We start from the raw sequence: 14,705 nt of genomic DNA, 5'->3' as shown, positions 1-14,705 counted from the left end.
AGGCCGACCGGACCGTGCCACCTCCGCCCGTCCGCCGCCCACCGCTCAACTTCGGCGCGCAGCTGCCGACAGGCAGGGGTGGATGTCCTCCGTGATGCAACGTCTCGGACGGTCGACGGACCTCATCGCCGCCGCGGTCGTGGTCCTGGTCGTCGTGATGATGGTCGTGCCGCTGCCGCCGACCATCCTCGACTTCTTCATCACGCTGAACATCTCGTGCGCGCTGGCGATCGTCGTCACCACGCTGTACGTCCCGCGGGCGCTCGACTTCAGCGTCTTCCCCTCGCTGCTGCTGCTCACCACGCTCTTCCGCCTGGCGATCAACATCAGCGTCACGCGTCTCATCCTCCTGCACGGGGACGCGGGCCACGTCGTCGAGGCGTTCGGGCACTTCGTGGTCGGCGGCAACGTCGTCGTCGGCCTCATCGTCTTCCTCATCCTCATCGTCATCCAGTTCGTCGTCGTGACCAACGGCGCCGGGCGCGTGGCCGAGGTCGGCGCGCGCTTCACGCTCGACGCGATGCCGGGCAAGCAGATGGCGATCGACGCCGACCTCAACTCGGGGCAGATCACCGAGGACGAGGCCCGCAAGCGCCGCTCCGAGATCGCCCGCGAGGCCGACTTCTACGGCGCGATGGACGGTGCCTCGAAGTTCGTCAAGGGCGACGCGATCGCCGCCGTCCTCATCACCCTGATCAACCTCGTCGGCGGCATCGTCGTCGGCGTCGCCATGCAGGGCATGCCCTTCGGCGACGCGGCGAGCCACTTCTCGCTGCTGACCGTCGGCGACGGCCTGGCCGCGCAGATCCCGGCGCTGCTCATCTCGGTGGCGACCGGCATCATCGTCACCCGCGCGGCCGGCGAGGGCGACGAGGCGCAGGACCTCGGCACGCAGGTCGCCGGCCAGATCTCCGCGCAGCAGAAGGCGCCGATGGTCGCGGGCGTCGTCATCTGCCTCTTCGCCCTCATCCCCGGCTTCCCGAAGCTGCCGTTCCTGCTCATCGGCGCCGGCTTCATCCTGCTGGGCCGCAAGCTCATGAAGGAGGCCGGGGCCAAGGAGCAGGCCGAGGAGGCCGCCGCGGTCGCGGCCGCCACCGCGCCCGCCCTGCCCGCCTCCCCGCGCGACGCGGTCGTCGAGGCGCTGGGCATGGACCCGCTCGAGCTCTGCATCGGCTTCGGCCTCGTGCCCATGGTCGACGGCGGGGGCGGCGGCTCGCTCCTGGCCCGCGTCTCCGCGGTGCGCCGACAGCTCGCCTCGGAGACCGGCACGATCGTCCCGTCGGTGCGCATCCACGACGAGGTCGGCCTGGGCTCGCACGAGTACGTCCTGAAGGTCCGCGGCTCCGTGGTGGCCCGCGGGCGGCTCATGGCCGGCCACCAGCTCGCGCTGGACCCGGGCGACGCGGTCGGGCAGGTCGAGGGCCTGCCCACGACCGAGCCGGCGTTCGGCCTCCCGGCCGTCTGGATCTCCGACGCGGCGCGGGCCGAGGCCGAGGCGCTGGGCTACACCGTCGTCGACGCCGAGTCGATCGTCGTCACCCACCTCACGGAGACCATCCGCCGCCACGTCGCCGAGCTGCTGACCCGGCAGGACACGCGCGTGCTGCTCGACCGCCTCAAGGAGTCCAACCAGGCGGTCGTCGAGGAGGTCGTGCCCGACCTGCTCAGCGTGGGCGAGCTGCAGCGCGTCCTGCAGGCGCTCTTGCGCGAGGGCGTCTCGATCCGCGACCTCGGCGCCATCGTCGAGGCGGCGGGCGACCGCGCGCGCGTCACGCGCGACCCGGAGCTCCTGGCCGAGCACGCCCGCGTCGCCCTGTCGCGCGCCATCACCGAGCCCTACGTCGACGGCGAGAACACGCTGCGCGCGCTGTCGCTGGACCCGGGGCTCGAGCAGGAGGTCGCCCAGTCGATCGCCCAGACGCCCGACGGGGAGTACCTCGCGATGGACCCGAGCCGCGCCCAGTCGCTGCTCATCGCCCTCAACGCCCAGTCCGAGCAGCTCGTCGCGACGGGCCGCCGGCCGGTGCTGCTCTGCTCGTCGCGCGTGCGCCGCCACCTGCGGCGCCTGTGCGAGCAGGCCCTGCCCCAGCTCGGCGTCTGCGCCTACAACGAGATCGCTCCGGGCATCTCTGTCGAGACGATCGGAGTCGTGAACGCCTGATGAGCACCCGTGGCACCAAGACCTACCGCGGCCGCTCCCTCGAGGAGCTGGTCCCGCAGATCAAGGCCGAGCTGGGCGAGGACGCCGTCATCGTCGACCGCCGCGAGGCGCTCGACGGCGGCGTCGGCGGCTTCTTCCAGAAGCGCGTCCTGGAGCTCGACGCGGCGCCCGCCGCCGAGCTCGAGCGCTTCGCCGCCGAGCTGTCGCGCGCCGAGGCCGACCTCCAGGAGGAGGTCCTGCCGCCCGCCGCGCCCGCCCACCGCCCGCACGTCGACGCCCGCGTGACCGACGTGACGGTGGACGACCTCTTCGCCGCACCGCAGGACGAGGGCCTCGCCGGCCTCTTCGCCGCCGGACGCGAGCCGGTGGCCGAGCCGCCCGCCGCCGAGCCCTCCGTGGCCGAGGAGCCGGTCGCCGAGGCGCCCCAGGCCGAGCCGGTCGTCGAGGTGCCCGTCGCCGAGCAGCCCCAGGCCGAGCCGGTCGTCGAGGTGCCCGTCGCCGAGCAGCCCCAGCCCGAGCCGGTCGTCGAGGAGCCCGTCGCCGAGGCGCCCCAGCTCGTCGTCGAGGAGCACGAGCCGGAGGGCTTCGAGCCCGCGCCGGTCGACGCCCCCGGCGACGAGGCCCAGCCCGAGCCGCGCGCCTGGGCGCCGCCGCCGGTGGAGGAGGTCGTCGCCGAGGAGCCGGTCGCGGCGCAGCCGGAGCCCGTCCTGGAGGCGCCCGCCGTCCCCGAGCCCGTCGTCACCCCCGAGCCGGTCGCCGCCCTGCCCCAGCCGGCCGCCGCGCCGGCCGTCGACCCGGAGGTCGAGGCGCTCGCCGAGGCCCTCGAGGACCGGGGCGTCCCGCACCGCCTCGCCGTCGACGTCCTCGCCGAGGCCACCGAGCGCCTCGCGCCGCTGGCCACCGACCGCCCCCTGCGCGAGCTCGCCGTCGCCGCGCTGGCCCGCCGCATCCCAGTCGCCCGGCTCGCCGCCGGCCCGCGCGTCGTCGCCCTCGCGGGGCCCGGCGGCGCCGGCAAGACCTCGCTCGCGGCGGCCATCGCCGCCGCGCACGCCGCGGCCGGCCTGCCCGTCGCCGCGCTGGCCCTGCGCGCGCCCGACGGCGGGGCCGAGCTCGGGCGCCGCCTCGCCGCCGCGGGCGTCGCCGTGGCCCCGCTGGCCGACGGCACCGCGGCGCGCGACCACGCCGCCGGCGCCCTCGCCGTCCTCGACCTCCCGGCGGCCGCCCCGCGCGACGCCGACGCCCTGCGCCAGCTCGCCGTCGACCTGCGCGCCGCCGGCGCCGACGAGGTCCACCTCGCCATCCCGGCGACCATGAGCCTCGGCGCCGCGCGCGAGCTGCTCGACGCCGTCGGCGCCCTCGGCGTCACCGCCGTCGCGATCACCCACGCCGACGAGACCGCCCAGCTGGGCACCGCCGTGGCGCTCGCGGTCCAGACCGGCGTGCCGCTGTCGGTCGTCCTGCACGGCGAGCGCCTCGAGGCGGCTGACGCGACCGCCCTGGCCGAGGCGCTCGTCCCGTGAGCGACGCGGTCGCCATCGCGGTGGCCAACCACCCCAGGGCCCGCCGGCACGTCCGCAAGGCCCGCGGGTTCGGCGGCCTGATCGCCTTCGCCCTCGCCTTCCTCTTCGCCAGGCGCGCCGGCCTCGGCGCCGACGACGCCGCGCTGCGCGCCCTCATGGCGGGCTTCGCCGGCAGCCTCGTGTGCTGGGGCTTCGCGGTCCTCGTCTGGCGCCAGCTCGTCATGGCCGAGCTCGAGGTCGCGCGCCGGCGCGTCCTGGCCCGGCGCGCCGAGCGCCGCGCCGCCGCCGAGGCGGCCGCCGCGGCTGAGTCCGCGTGAGCGACCGCATCGAGCCCGTCCGGCGCCGCCGCGGCCCGCTCGAGGCGGGGCCCGTCGAGCGCCTGGCGCCCGTCACCCGGCGCCACCAGGACCCCGAGGAGGACCTCGCGCAGGAGCGCCCGCCCCAGCGCCGCCCGTCGCCGCGCCGGCAGGACGACGACGGCCTGCCGCACGTCGACGTCCTCGCCTAGCCGCTTCGGGCTACGACAGACGTCCGCGGGCCCTTCAAGGCCTCGCGCGGGACGCCGACCACCCAGGTCAGAACAGGGCGACAGGGAGTCGCCCGGGACACAACCCACAGATCAAGGAGATCGCTCATGTCCCTCCGCATCAACAACAACATCGAGGCCTTCAGCGCCCACCGCTCGCTCGCCAAGAGCACGGCGGCGCTGACGAAGTCCATGGAGAAGCTCTCCACGGGCTCCCGGATCAACCGCGCCGGCGACGACGCCGCCGGCCTCGGCATCTCCGAGAAGATGCGCGGCCAGATCAACGGCCTCGCGCAGGCGCAGCGCAACGCGCAGGACGGCATCTCGCTGGTCCAGACCGCCGAGGGCAACCTCGACGAGGTCCACTCGATGCTGCAGCGCGTCCGCGAGCTGGCGGTCCAGTACAAGAACGGCACGACCGGCGCGGGCACCGCGGCGATCCAGTCCGAGGTCAACCAGCTCGTCTCCGAGATCGACCGCATCGCCACGTCGGCGAACTTCAACGGCGTGAACCTGCTGTCGGCCGCTGGCACCGTGACCTTCCAGGTCGGCGCCAACGACTCGGACACCATCACGGTGGGCACCGTCAACCTCTCGACGACGATCGGCACCGCGTACAGCACGCTGAGCTCGGCCACGATCCTCGCCGACGTCGACACCGCCATCAACGCCGTCTCGAACACCCGTGCCTCCTTCGGCGCGGTGCAGAACCGCCTCGAGCACGCTCTGGGCGCCACGGCCACCTACCACGAGAACCTGGTCTCCGCCGAGTCCCGCATCCGCGACGTGGACATGGCTCAGGAGATGGTCACCATGACCAAGAACCAGATCCTCACGCAGGCCGGCCAGGCCATGCTCGCGCAGGCCAACCAGGCCCCGCAGTCGGTCCTGTCGCTCCTGCGCGGCTAGGCACCACCTGCAGCACGCTGGACCTGAGGCGAGGGGCGGTCTTCGGACCGCCCCTCGTCGTCGTGCTCAAGGTCCGTCCCCGCCGTCCGACCACCTCGGGTGATGAGCGTCGAGGCCGTGCTCCTGCGCATGGCGGAGATCCACACCATGGTCTCCCGCCCGCGTCAGGCTGCCGCCACGACGGCGACGGCGACGAACGCCATGGGCACGCTGACCCCGACGGGCGCCACCGCCGGCACCGCGGGGACCTCCTTCGCCAGCGCCCTCGCCGGCGCCGGCACACCCGCGCAGCGGCTCGTCACTGCGGCGCAGGGCGAGGTGGGCCAGGCCGAGCAGCCGCCCGGCTCCAACGACTCCCCGCGCATCGCGCAGTACCGCGCCGCCATGCCCGGCAACCCGGGCGTCGGCCCGTGGTGCGCGTACTTCGTCTCCTGGGCCGCGCGCGAGGCCGGAACGCCGCTGGGCGACCGCGGCGAGGGGTTCGCCTCCGTCGACGCCCTGGCGTCCTGGGGGCAGCGCTCGGGCCGCTGGAACGCCGCGTCCAGCGGCGTCCCGCCCCAGCCGGGGGACCTCATCGTGTGGGACGAGCACGTCGGCCTCGTCGAGTCCGTCGACCCCGACGGGACCGTCCGCACCATCGAGGGCAACTCGAGCGACCAGGTCATCCGCCGCACGCACGCGGCGGGCAGCGCGCTCGGCTACGTGCGGCCGTAGGCCAGGCCGAGCGGCGGCACGCTCACGGCGCCGCCGTCGGCGGTCACCGTGCCGATCCGCGCGGCGCCCGGGTGGCGCTTGGCGAGCAGCGCCACCGCGGCGTCGGCGTCGGCCTCGGGCACGACGCAGACGAAGCCGCAGCCCATGTTGAAGACCTCCCACATCTCGGCGGCCTCGACCTTGCCGCAGCGGGCGACGAGGTCGAAGACGCCGGGGACGGGGAGCGGCGCGTCGACCTGGAAGCCGACGTGGTCGCCGAGGCGCACGAGGTTCAGCAGCCCGCCGCCCGTGATGTGCGCGAGGCCGCGGACGTCGGCGTCGGAGCGCAGCAGGTCCAGCACCGCGCGCACGTAGATGACGGTCGGCTCGAGCAGCGCGTCGGCCACGGAGGCGCCGCCGAGCTCCTCGGGCGTCGCGTCGAGGGCCAGGCCGCCGTCGTCGAGCAGCGCCCGGCGGGCCAGCGTGTAGCCGTTGGAGTGCAGGCCGCTGGAGGGCAGGCCGATCAGCGCGTCGCCCGGCGCGATGCGGTCGCCCAGGACGAGGCCGTCGTCGAGGGCGACCGTCCCGATGCAGGTCGCGCAGAGGTCGAAGCCCCCGGGCGACGGGTGGCCGCGGATGAGCTCGGGGATGACGGCGAGCTCGCCGCCCGGGATCTCCACGCCCGCCTCCTGCGCGCCGGCGGCGAGTCCGCGGCCGATGGCCGCGAGGCGCTCCGGGTCGGCCTGCTCGACGGCGAGGTAGTCGACCAGCGCGATCGGCTCGGCGCCCACGCAGATGACGTCGTTGACGTTCATCGCGATGCAGTCGATCCCGACGGTGTCGATGCGGCCGGTCTGCTCGGCGACGACGAGCTTGGAGCCGACGCCGTCGGTCGAGATCGCGATGCCCAGGCCCGGTGCGACGCGCAGGACGCTCGCGTAGTGGCCGCTGGGGACCACGGAGGCGGAGGGGCGGCCCGGCTCGACGCGGCTCAGCGCGCCGACGAGCGCCTTGACGCCCGCGTCGGCCTGCGCGGTGTCCACCCCGGCGGCGGCGTAGGCGTCGCTCATGCGGTCCATCGAAGCACAGCGGGCGGCGTCGGGCGGGCCAGCGTGGCGAGGGCCAGCGCGCAGCGCTCGGCGACGGCGGCGCGCACGGGCACCGGGCGGCGGGCCAGCGGCGCGGCGGCGCGGGCGCCGAGGGCGGCGGCGAGCGCCCCGGCCGCGAACGGCGCGGCGAGGCCGGCGGGCAGGCCGCCCCGGGCGAGCCGCACCCCCTTCAGGACGGTGGCGCCGGCGAGGACCGGCGCGGCGGCCTCGCGGCTGAGCGCGGCGGCGCCGCCGGCCCCGAAGCCCCGGGCGCGGGCGGCGGCGTACGTGAGGCCCGAGCGCGACAGGCCGGGGACGAGGGCGGCGGCCTGGGCCAGGCCCAGGGCCAGCGCGTCGGCCGGGCGGGCGTCGGCCGCGGTGCGCGCGGCGTGCGCGCGGCGCCCCGCCCGCTCGCCCGCCAGCAGCAGCGCGCTGCCGGCCAGCAGCCCGAGCGCGATCCCGCGCGGGGACCCCAGACGCCGCTCGACCGGCCCCTCGAGCATGGCGCCCACCAGCGCGGCGGGAGCGACCGAGACCGCGGCGAACCACGGGCGCGGGCGGCCGAGGACGTGCGCGGCGCCGGCGAGCGTCCCGGCGTGCAGCGCGACCTCGAAGGCCTTGCGGACCTCCGGCGCCAGGGCGCCGTAGGGCCAGCCGGCCAGCCCGGGGACGAGCGTCACGTGGGCCGAGCTCGAGACGGGCAGCAGCTCGGCCGGCCCGTGCAGGAGCCCGAGGGCGACGGCGTGGGGCAGCGGCAGGCCGGTGCGGCTAGGCCGCATCCTGCGCGGGCTCGGCGCGCCGGCCGCGCCACCAGCGCAGCGCCAGCCAGCCGGCCCCGACGACGATCACCAGCACGACCGCGTAGTCGATGAGGTGCAGGTAGTCGCGCAGGTCGTCCCAGTTGTCGCGCGCCGCGTAGCCGGCGAGCACGAGGCCGGTGTTCCACGGCAGGGCGCCGAGGAACGTCAGGACGCAGAAGCGCCCGAACGGCATCCGCGCGATGCCCGCCGGCAGCGAGACGAAGGTGCGGACGATCGGCAGCATCCGGCTGAAGAAGACGGCCTTGTCGCCGTGGCGGGCGAAGAACCGGTCGGCCCACTCGAGGTGCTTGGGGCTGATGTGCACGAACCGCTGGCGCTCGAGGAGCTCGAGGCGGCCGTAGTAGCCGGCCGCGTAGGCGACCATCGAGCCGACGAGGTTGGCCACCGAGGCGACCAGCGCGGGCGCCCACCACGGGTAGGCGCCGTCGCTCGCGGCGAAGCCGGCGAACAGCATGGTCGGCTCCGACGGGATCGGGATGCAGGCGCTCTCGGGCGCCATGAGCACGAAGATCCCGACCAGGCCGATGTCGTCGACGACGCCGGTCACCCAGTCCGCCAGGGTGTCCGTGACCGACGCGACGACGAGCAAGCTCGTCAGCGAGAGCACCGAGCGAGGGTACCGGCGCGCTCGGTAGCTTGCCCCCTCGTGGCGGTCCCGCTCTTCGACCCCAGCACGCCGCTGCAGCCCCTGCGCGACGAGCTGCACGCGGCGGTCGCGCGGGTGCTCGACGGCGGCGCGTTCGTCCTCGGCCCGGAGGTCGCCGCCTTCGAGGAGGAGTTCGCCCGGGCGGTCGGCGCGCGGCACGCGATCGGCGTGGCCAACGGCACCGAGGCGATCACCGTCGCCCTGCGCGGGCTCGGCGTCGGGCCCGGCGACGACGTCGTCGTCCCGTCCTTCACGTTCTACGCCTCGGCCGAGGCGATCGTCAACGCGGGCGCGCGGCCCGTCTTCTGCGACGTCGACCCCAGGACGTACGTCGCGACCGCCGACCACGTGCGCGCGGCGCTGACGCCGGCGACGAAGGCCGTCGTGCTCGTCCACCTCTTCGGCAACGTCGCGCCGGTGCGCGAGGTGGAGGCGCTCGGGCTCCCGGTGCTCGAGGACGCGGCGCAGGCGGCGGGCACGACCGGCCCGGACGGCGCCCCGGGGGCGATCGGCACCGTGGGGACGTTCTCCTTCTACCCCTCGAAGAACCTCGGGGCCTTCGGCGACGGCGGGGCGATCACCACGAGCGACGACGAGCTCGCGGAGACGATCCGCGTCCTGCGCTTCCACGGCTCGCGCGACAAGGTCGGCTACGAGCGCGTCGGCTTCAACTCGCGCCTCGACGAGGTCCAGGCGGCGGTCCTGCGCGTGCAGCTCCCGCACCTGCCGGCGTGGGCCGCGCACCGCGCGCAGGCCGGGCGCTGGTACGCCGAGGCGGGCCTCGACGCGCACGCGGCGCTGCCCGACCCGACGCCCGGCGCCACGCCCGCGTGGCACCTCTTCGTCGTGCGCGCGCCCGACAGCGACCGCATGGCGCAGCGCCTGGCCGAGGCCGGGATCGGCTGCCGGCCCTACTACCGGGTGCCCGTCCACCGCCAGCCGCCGATGCGCGAGTTCGCCGGGGGCGTCGAGCTGCCCGGGACGGAGGAGGCGGCGCGTGCCCACCTCGCCATCCCGATCTCCGCGGCGATCACGCGCGAGCAGGTCGGCGAGGTCGTGGCGGCCTTCGCGCCGCACGCCGGATGAGGGTCTGGGTCGACCTCACCAACTCGCCGCACGTCCTGGTCCTGCGCCCGGTCGTCCAGCGGCTGCGCGCCGCGGGCCACGAGGTGCAGGTCACGGCCCGCGACTTCGCGCAGACCGTCGAGCTCGCGCGGCGCCACGGCATGGACGCGCAGGTCATCGGCCACCACCGCGGCGGGCGCGTCGCGGCGAAGGCGCTCGGGCTCGCCGACCGGTCCTTCGCGCTGGCCCGCTGGGCGCGCGGCCGGCGCTTCGACCTCGCGCTCGGTCACGGCTCCAACGACGTGACGGTCGCCGCGCGGCTCCTGCGCATCCCCTGCTCGACGATGTTCGACTACGAGTGGGCGACCGTGCAGCACACGGTCAACTGCCGGCTCGCGCAGGCGGTCGTCGTCCCGGACGCGATCCCGCCCGAGCGCCTGGACCGCTACGGCGCGCGGCGCAAGCTCGCGCCCTACGCGGGGCTCAAGGAGGAGTACTACCTCGCCGACCTCGAGCCCGACCCGGCGGTCCTCGACGAGCTCGGGGTCGCGGCCGACCAGCCCCTGGCGGTCGTGCGCACGCCGCCGTCGGTCTCCCTCTACCACCGCTTCGAGAACGACGTCTTCGCCGGGGTCCTCCAGCACCTGCGCGAGCGCGCGCAGACCGTCGTGCTGCCCCGCACGTCCGACCAGCGCGCGGAGCTCGCGAGGGCCGGCGGCTTCGTCGTGCCCGAGCGGGCCATCGACGCGCCCTCCCTCGTCGCGCTGGCCGACGTCGTGGTGAGTGCGGGCGGGACGATGAACCGCGAGGCCGTCGCCCTGGGCACGCCCGTGTGGACGACGTTCGAGGGCCGCCTCGGCGCGGTCGACGAGCGCCTGATCGCCGAGGGGCGGCTGCGCAAGCTCGCGCGACCCGAGGACGTCGTGGTGGCGGCGCGTGGCGCGGGCGGCGGGGGCCCGGAGCGCGTGCGGCGCGACCCGCAGGTCCTGGTGGACCTGCTCTGCCGGCCCGTCGCGCGCTAGGCCGCGCGCAGCGGCGGGCGCTTGTGCGCCGCCGGCGGGCGGTGGGCGAGGAGCTCCACGCGGCGGTGGATCGCCTCGGCGGCCTCCATGAGCGCCATGGCGACGCCGACGCCCACCTCCGGGGGCCGGCGCGTCGCGCAGGCCCTGAGGACGCCCTCGAGCTGGCGCTCGTGGGCGGTGCCCGGCACGGGGCCGATGCGCTCGACCACGACGCCGCGGCCCGGGAGGTCGCGGGCGGCCTCGAGCGTGCCGGCGGTGAGGTCGCAGGTCACGCGGGCCTCGGGGGCGTCGACCACCAGGCGGCGGACGGCGTGCGCGCCGGCACGACCGGCGGTGAGGACGCCGATCAGGTCGTCGTCGAAGATGAGCGTCGCGGTGGCGAGGTCGTAGCCCTGGCCCCGGCGGAAGCGCCGGCCCGCGGCCTGCGTCGACGCCGGCGGCCGGCCCGCGAGGGCGAGGACGAGCTGCAGGGGCTCGAGCAGCAGGTCGCCGGTGACGTCGGGGTGCCCGGGCGCGTCGTCGAAGGCCAGCAGGTTCGTCGCCTCGACGGCGATGAGCGGCGTGTCGCCCAGCAGGGTCCGCAGCGCGCGCAGCACCGGGTGGAAGGCGGCGGGGTGCGAGACGGCGAGGACCGGGTGGGTCCCGGTGCGCGTCGCGGTCCCGTGGAGCTCGCCGAGGTCGGCGACGGGGAGCGGTCCCTCGACGAGGACGTCGAGGCCGAGCTCGAGGGCGCGGCGCGCGTCGGCGGTGCGCCGCTCGGCGGGGGTGGCGACGACCGCGAGCTGGGCGTCGCGCAGCAGCGCGTCGCGGTCGCCGACGGCCGGGGCACCGAGGTGGGTGGCCAGCGCCGTGACCGCGTCGGCGTCGCTGCAGTGGACGCCCGCGAGCACGGCGGCCGGGCCGACCGCCTTGAGGGCGGCGGCGTGGGCAGCGGCCTGCGGCCCGGAGCCGAGGAGCGCGACGCGCGTCACACCAGGTTGGTCGGCCGCGGGGGCCGGAGGTTGAGCCCCCGTGCGGCGCTCTAGACTCCCATCCGTGCGCCGGCGGCTTCGCCCCGCGGCGATCCCCCTCCACCGCCACTCCCTGCCCCAGCTGGCGATCGACGGGGTCCTCGTCGCGCTCGCCTACTGGTTGGCCTACCGGCTGCGGTTCGACCGCGGGATCCCGGACCAGTTCGCCGAGCTGCGCGACAAGACGATCCTGCCCGCCGTCGCGGCGGCGGTCGTCGTCTTCACGCTCTTCCGCCTGTACGAGAAGTGGTGGCGCTACGTCGGTCAGCGCGACTACGTGGCGCTGGCGCAGGCCGTGCTCGTCGCGACGCTCTTCGTGCCGGCCTACGTCGCGGTGTTCGACCCGGTCACGGCGCGCTCGGGCGAGAGCGGCCTGGTCACCCTGACCGTGCCGACGGGCGTCCTCGCGTCGTTCCTCCTGCTGCTGCTGCTGCTCGTGGGCGGCGCGCGGTTCGTCGCGCGCACGGTCTACGAGCGCCCGCTGCGCGGCTTCCGGCCGCGGCCCGGCGCGCGCCGCGTCCTCATCATCGGCGCGGGCGACGGCGGCCGGCTCGTCCTGCGCGAGATCGTCCGCAACCCCGAGCTCGGCCTGGCGCCCGTCGGCTTCGTCGACGACGACCCGACCAAGCGGGGCATGCGCATCGACGGCGTCCGGGTGCTGGGCACGACCCAGTCGCTCGCGCGGGTCCTGGACGAGGCCGAGCCCGACGACGTCACGATCGCGATCCCCTCGGCGCCGGGCGAGCTGCGCGCCCGCGTCGTGCGCGCCTGTCGCGAGCGCGCCATCCCCGTCCGCACGCTGCCGACGGTCTTCGAGCTGCTGCAGGCCGGGGGCACCGCCGTGCGCCAGGTGCGCCCGGTCGAGATCGAGGACGTCCTGGGCCGCGAGCCCGTGCGCATGGAGCTCGACCGGGTCGGGCGCTACCTCCACAACGAGGTCGTCATGGTGACGGGGGCGGGCGGCTCCATCGGGTCCGAGCTCGCGCGCCAGATCGCCCGCGTCGGGCCGCGGCGCCTGGTGCTCGTCGACCACGCGGAGGACAACCTCTTCCGCATCCAGCGCGAGCTCGAGGACGACCGCCACGTCCACCCGTCGCTGCTCGCCGCCGTCCTCGCGGACTGCAAGGAGGGCGAGCGGATGCGCGAGGTCTTCCAGGAGCAGCGCCCGACGATCGTCTTCCACGCCGCGGCCTACAAGCACGTCGGGCTCATGGAGCTCAACCCGGTCGAGGCGGTGCGCAACAACGCCCTGGCCACCCGGCTGATGGCGCGCGTCGCGGGCGAGGCGGGCGTGCAGGCCTTCGTCCAGATCTCCACGGACAAGGCCGTGACGCCGGCCACGGTGATGGGCGCGTCCAAGGCGCTGGCCGAGTACGCCGTCGAGGCCGCGCAGGAGCGCTTCCCGCAGACCCGCTACGCCACGGTGCGCTTCGGCAACGTCCTGGGCTCGTCGGGGTCGGTCGTCCCGATCTTCCGCCGCCAGATCGCGCTGGGCGGGCCGGTCACGATCACCGACCGGCGGATGACCCGGTACTTCATGACGATCCCGGAGGCGGTGCAGCTCGTCATCCGCGCGGGGTCGCTGGGCCAGGGCGGCGAGATCTTCGTGCTCGAGATGGGCGAGCCGGTGAAGATCGAGCAGCTCGCCCGGGACATGATCGAGCTGTCGGGCCTGCGCCCGGACGTCGACATCGCCATCGAGGAGATCGGCCGGCGGCCGGGCGAGAAGCTCCACGAGGAGCTCTTCAACCCGTTCGAGCGCAAGCAGCCGACGCCCGCCGAGAAGATCATGCGCGCCGAGCGCGAGCCGATCGACGCGGCCGCGGTCGAGGTCATGTTCGACGAGGTCGCGCTGCTCGTCCTGGAGGGCGACGCGGCCGGGCTGGCGCAGAAGGTCGCGGAGCTGACGCAGCTGCGCACCACCCGTCCCGTCGCGTAGACCGCCTGGGGAAGTCCCCTGCAGGGGGCGCCGCGACGGACCGGACCGACGTCTAGCATCCCCGCCTCATGCCGGTCGCCCTCTCCGTCTCCGAGCAGATCGAGAAGTTCGGGGCGTACGCCGGGGTCGCGTCGATCGTCGGCCTGGCGGTGCTGTCCCTCCTCTACTTCGCCCAGGCGCGCGAGCTCAAGCGCCTGCGCGAGTGGGCGGGGCGTGCGCCGGAGGCCCCGGCCCAGCCGGCGCAGCCCGCGCGCGTCGTCGCGCAGCCGCGCCCCGCGCAGGTGCCGGCCACCCCCGCGGGGCAGGCCGCTGCCGCGGCGGGCCAGGCCAACGGCGCCCCCGGGCAGCCGACCACGGTGCAGCCCGCCGCCGCGAGTGCGGCCGGCGCCGGTGCCGCGGCCGCCGCCGGCGCCGCCGCGGCGACCGCGAAGGCTCCCGCGGCGCCCGCGCAGCCCGGCCAGCCGGCCCAGCCCGCGACCCCCGGCCAGCCTGCGACGCCGGGCCAGCCCGGCCAGGCCCAGCCCGCCACGGCACCCGGCCAGCCGGCGCAGCCGCCGCGCCCGCCCGCACCGGGCCAGCCCGCCACGCCGGCCGGCGCCGGTGCCGCCACCGCCGCGGGTGCCGCAGCCGCCGGGGCCGCCGCGAACCGCCCCGCCCAGCCGCTGCGCGCCCCGCAGCCCGCGGCGACGGCGAGCACCACGCCGCCCCGCCGTCCCCCGCACGGCCGCCGCGCCGACGAGATCGCCGCGGGCGGCCACCCCGGCCGTGACGACGAGGGCTCGCCGCTGCGCTCGACGCTGGCCATCGTCGGCGGCGTCGCCGTCCTGCTGGCGGCCGTCATCTTCGTCGCCACCCAGGTCCTCGGGGGCAGCGACGAGCCCGAGCCCAACCGCCTCGGCCCCGCGCCCGCCGCGACGACCGAGCCCGCCGACGAGGGCGGCACGGACAGCGGGCGCACCACCACGACCGCCGCGCTGCGTCCCAGCGACGTCAGCGTCGCCGTCCTCAACGGCACGACCACGACCGGCCTCGCCCGCGGCGTGGCCGACCGCGTCGAGCAGGGCGGCTTCGCCATCGGCACGGTCACCAACGCCGCCGACCAGTCGCGCGGCTCGACCATCGTGCAGTACGCCCCGGGTCAGCGCCGCGCGGCGGTCGCCGTCGCCCGCGCCATCGGCGTGCGCGTGAGCGCCATCAGCGCGGTCGACGCCGGGGCCCGGGCCTTCGCGCAGGACGAGGACGTCGTCGTCACGGTGGGCGCCGACCAGAACACCGCCGGCGGCGGGGCGCAGCAGACCCCGTAGG

Annotated in this window: 14 protein-coding genes; 10 read left to right on the top strand and 4 right to left on the bottom strand. The window is 76.3% G+C overall.

Going from position 1 to position 14,705, the window contains the following annotated elements:
- The first annotated feature begins 94 nt into the window (after nt 1-94).
- The 6 genes from flhA to JUB12_RS14565 all read left to right on the top strand — a co-directional run bounded on the left by flhA (nt 95) and on the right by JUB12_RS14565 (nt 5,830).
- Nucleotides 95-2,161, top strand: coding sequence for a flagellar biosynthesis protein FlhA (gene flhA / locus JUB12_RS14590; RefSeq protein WP_241004275.1), 2,067 nt, complete (start codon nt 95-97; stop codon nt 2,159-2,161).
- The gene (locus JUB12_RS14585) at nt 2,161-3,681 is read left to right on the top strand and encodes a hypothetical protein (protein WP_205696149.1); all 1,521 of its coding nucleotides are present in this window, start codon (nt 2,161-2,163) and stop codon (nt 3,679-3,681) included. The genes flhA and JUB12_RS14585 overlap by 1 nt, the downstream gene beginning before the upstream one ends.
- On the top strand, nt 3,678-3,998 hold the full coding sequence (locus tag JUB12_RS14580; protein WP_205696148.1) for a hypothetical protein: 321 nt from the start codon (nt 3,678-3,680) through the stop codon (nt 3,996-3,998). Before JUB12_RS14585 ends, JUB12_RS14580 begins: the two co-directional genes overlap by 4 nt.
- Nucleotides 3,995-4,189: a hypothetical protein gene (locus tag JUB12_RS14575; protein ID WP_205696147.1), complete on the top strand. Its 195-nt coding sequence runs from the start codon at nt 3,995-3,997 to the stop codon at nt 4,187-4,189. Before JUB12_RS14580 ends, JUB12_RS14575 begins: the two co-directional genes overlap by 4 nt.
- Nucleotides 4,190-4,315: 126 nt before the next feature.
- Nucleotides 4,316-5,116, top strand: a complete 801-nt coding sequence (locus JUB12_RS14570; RefSeq protein WP_205696146.1) for a flagellin — start codon at nt 4,316-4,318, stop codon at nt 5,114-5,116.
- 102 nt (nt 5,117-5,218) lie between these two features.
- The gene (locus tag JUB12_RS14565; RefSeq protein WP_205696145.1) at nt 5,219-5,830 is read left to right on the top strand and encodes a CHAP domain-containing protein; all 612 of its coding nucleotides are present in this window, start codon (nt 5,219-5,221) and stop codon (nt 5,828-5,830) included.
- On the opposite strand, the gene purM is transcribed toward JUB12_RS14565, so the two are convergent.
- The 3 genes from purM to JUB12_RS14550 are packed head-to-tail and all read right to left on the bottom strand — an operon-like array spanning nt 5,815 to nt 8,325.
- A complete protein-coding gene (purM, locus tag JUB12_RS14560) occupies nt 5,815-6,879 on the bottom strand; it encodes a phosphoribosylformylglycinamidine cyclo-ligase (RefSeq protein ID WP_205696144.1) in 1,065 nt (354 codons plus the stop codon). The two genes, JUB12_RS14565 and purM, sit on opposite strands and share 16 nt — an antisense overlap.
- Nucleotides 6,876-7,676: an undecaprenyl-diphosphate phosphatase gene (locus JUB12_RS14555; RefSeq protein ID WP_205696143.1), complete on the bottom strand. Its 801-nt coding sequence runs from the start codon at nt 7,674-7,676 to the stop codon at nt 6,876-6,878. The genes purM and JUB12_RS14555 overlap by 4 nt, the downstream gene beginning before the upstream one ends.
- On the bottom strand, nt 7,666-8,325 hold the full coding sequence (locus tag JUB12_RS14550; protein ID WP_205696142.1) for a DedA family protein: 660 nt from the start codon (nt 8,323-8,325) through the stop codon (nt 7,666-7,668). Before JUB12_RS14550 ends, JUB12_RS14555 begins: the two co-directional genes overlap by 11 nt.
- A gap of 39 nt (nt 8,326-8,364) precedes the next feature.
- On the opposite strand from JUB12_RS14550, the gene JUB12_RS14545 reads away from it, so the two are divergent.
- A complete protein-coding gene (locus tag JUB12_RS14545) occupies nt 8,365-9,450 on the top strand; it encodes a DegT/DnrJ/EryC1/StrS aminotransferase family protein (RefSeq protein WP_205696141.1) in 1,086 nt (361 codons plus the stop codon).
- Nucleotides 9,447-10,451, top strand: coding sequence for a DUF354 domain-containing protein (locus JUB12_RS14540; protein WP_205696140.1), 1,005 nt, complete (start codon nt 9,447-9,449; stop codon nt 10,449-10,451). The genes JUB12_RS14545 and JUB12_RS14540 overlap by 4 nt, the downstream gene beginning before the upstream one ends.
- On the opposite strand, the gene JUB12_RS14535 is transcribed toward JUB12_RS14540, so the two are convergent.
- Nucleotides 10,448-11,422, bottom strand: a complete 975-nt coding sequence (locus tag JUB12_RS14535; RefSeq protein WP_205696139.1) for a Gfo/Idh/MocA family oxidoreductase — start codon at nt 11,420-11,422, stop codon at nt 10,448-10,450. The two genes, JUB12_RS14540 and JUB12_RS14535, sit on opposite strands and share 4 nt — an antisense overlap.
- Nucleotides 11,423-11,486: 64 nt before the next feature.
- Here JUB12_RS14535 and JUB12_RS14530 point away from each other — a divergent pair, with 64 nt between their 5' ends.
- Both JUB12_RS14530 and JUB12_RS14525 read left to right on the top strand, forming a co-directional pair.
- The gene (locus JUB12_RS14530) at nt 11,487-13,400 is read left to right on the top strand and encodes a nucleoside-diphosphate sugar epimerase/dehydratase (protein ID WP_205696138.1); all 1,914 of its coding nucleotides are present in this window, start codon (nt 11,487-11,489) and stop codon (nt 13,398-13,400) included.
- 68 nt (nt 13,401-13,468) lie between these two features.
- Nucleotides 13,469-14,704: a LytR C-terminal domain-containing protein gene (locus JUB12_RS14525; protein ID WP_205696137.1), complete on the top strand. Its 1,236-nt coding sequence runs from the start codon at nt 13,469-13,471 to the stop codon at nt 14,702-14,704.
- The last annotated feature ends 1 nt before the right edge of the window (nt 14,705 follow it).

It is taken from the genome of Conexibacter sp. SYSU D00693 (assembly GCF_017084525.1).
Classification (GTDB): Bacteria; Actinomycetota; Thermoleophilia; order Solirubrobacterales; family Solirubrobacteraceae; genus Baekduia.
This window is presented reverse-complemented; position numbering and strand designations above follow the sequence as displayed.

Coding starts and splice junctions, on each gene's coding strand:
- flhA (WP_241004275.1), top strand. CDS start 95: ATGCAACGTCTCGGACGGTCGACGGACCTCATCGCCGCCGCGGTCGTG.
- purM (WP_205696144.1), bottom strand. CDS start 6,879: ATGAGCGACGCCTACGCCGCCGCCGGGGTGGACACCGCGCAGGCCGAC.
- JUB12_RS14585 (WP_205696149.1), top strand. CDS start 2,161: ATGAGCACCCGTGGCACCAAGACCTACCGCGGCCGCTCCCTCGAGGAG.
- JUB12_RS14565 (WP_205696145.1), top strand. CDS start 5,219: ATGAGCGTCGAGGCCGTGCTCCTGCGCATGGCGGAGATCCACACCATG.
- JUB12_RS14540 (WP_205696140.1), top strand. CDS start 9,447: ATGAGGGTCTGGGTCGACCTCACCAACTCGCCGCACGTCCTGGTCCTG.
- JUB12_RS14570 (WP_205696146.1), top strand. CDS start 4,316: ATGTCCCTCCGCATCAACAACAACATCGAGGCCTTCAGCGCCCACCGC.
- JUB12_RS14525 (WP_205696137.1), top strand. CDS start 13,469: ATGCCGGTCGCCCTCTCCGTCTCCGAGCAGATCGAGAAGTTCGGGGCG.
- JUB12_RS14555 (WP_205696143.1), bottom strand. CDS start 7,676: ATGCGGCCTAGCCGCACCGGCCTGCCGCTGCCCCACGCCGTCGCCCTC.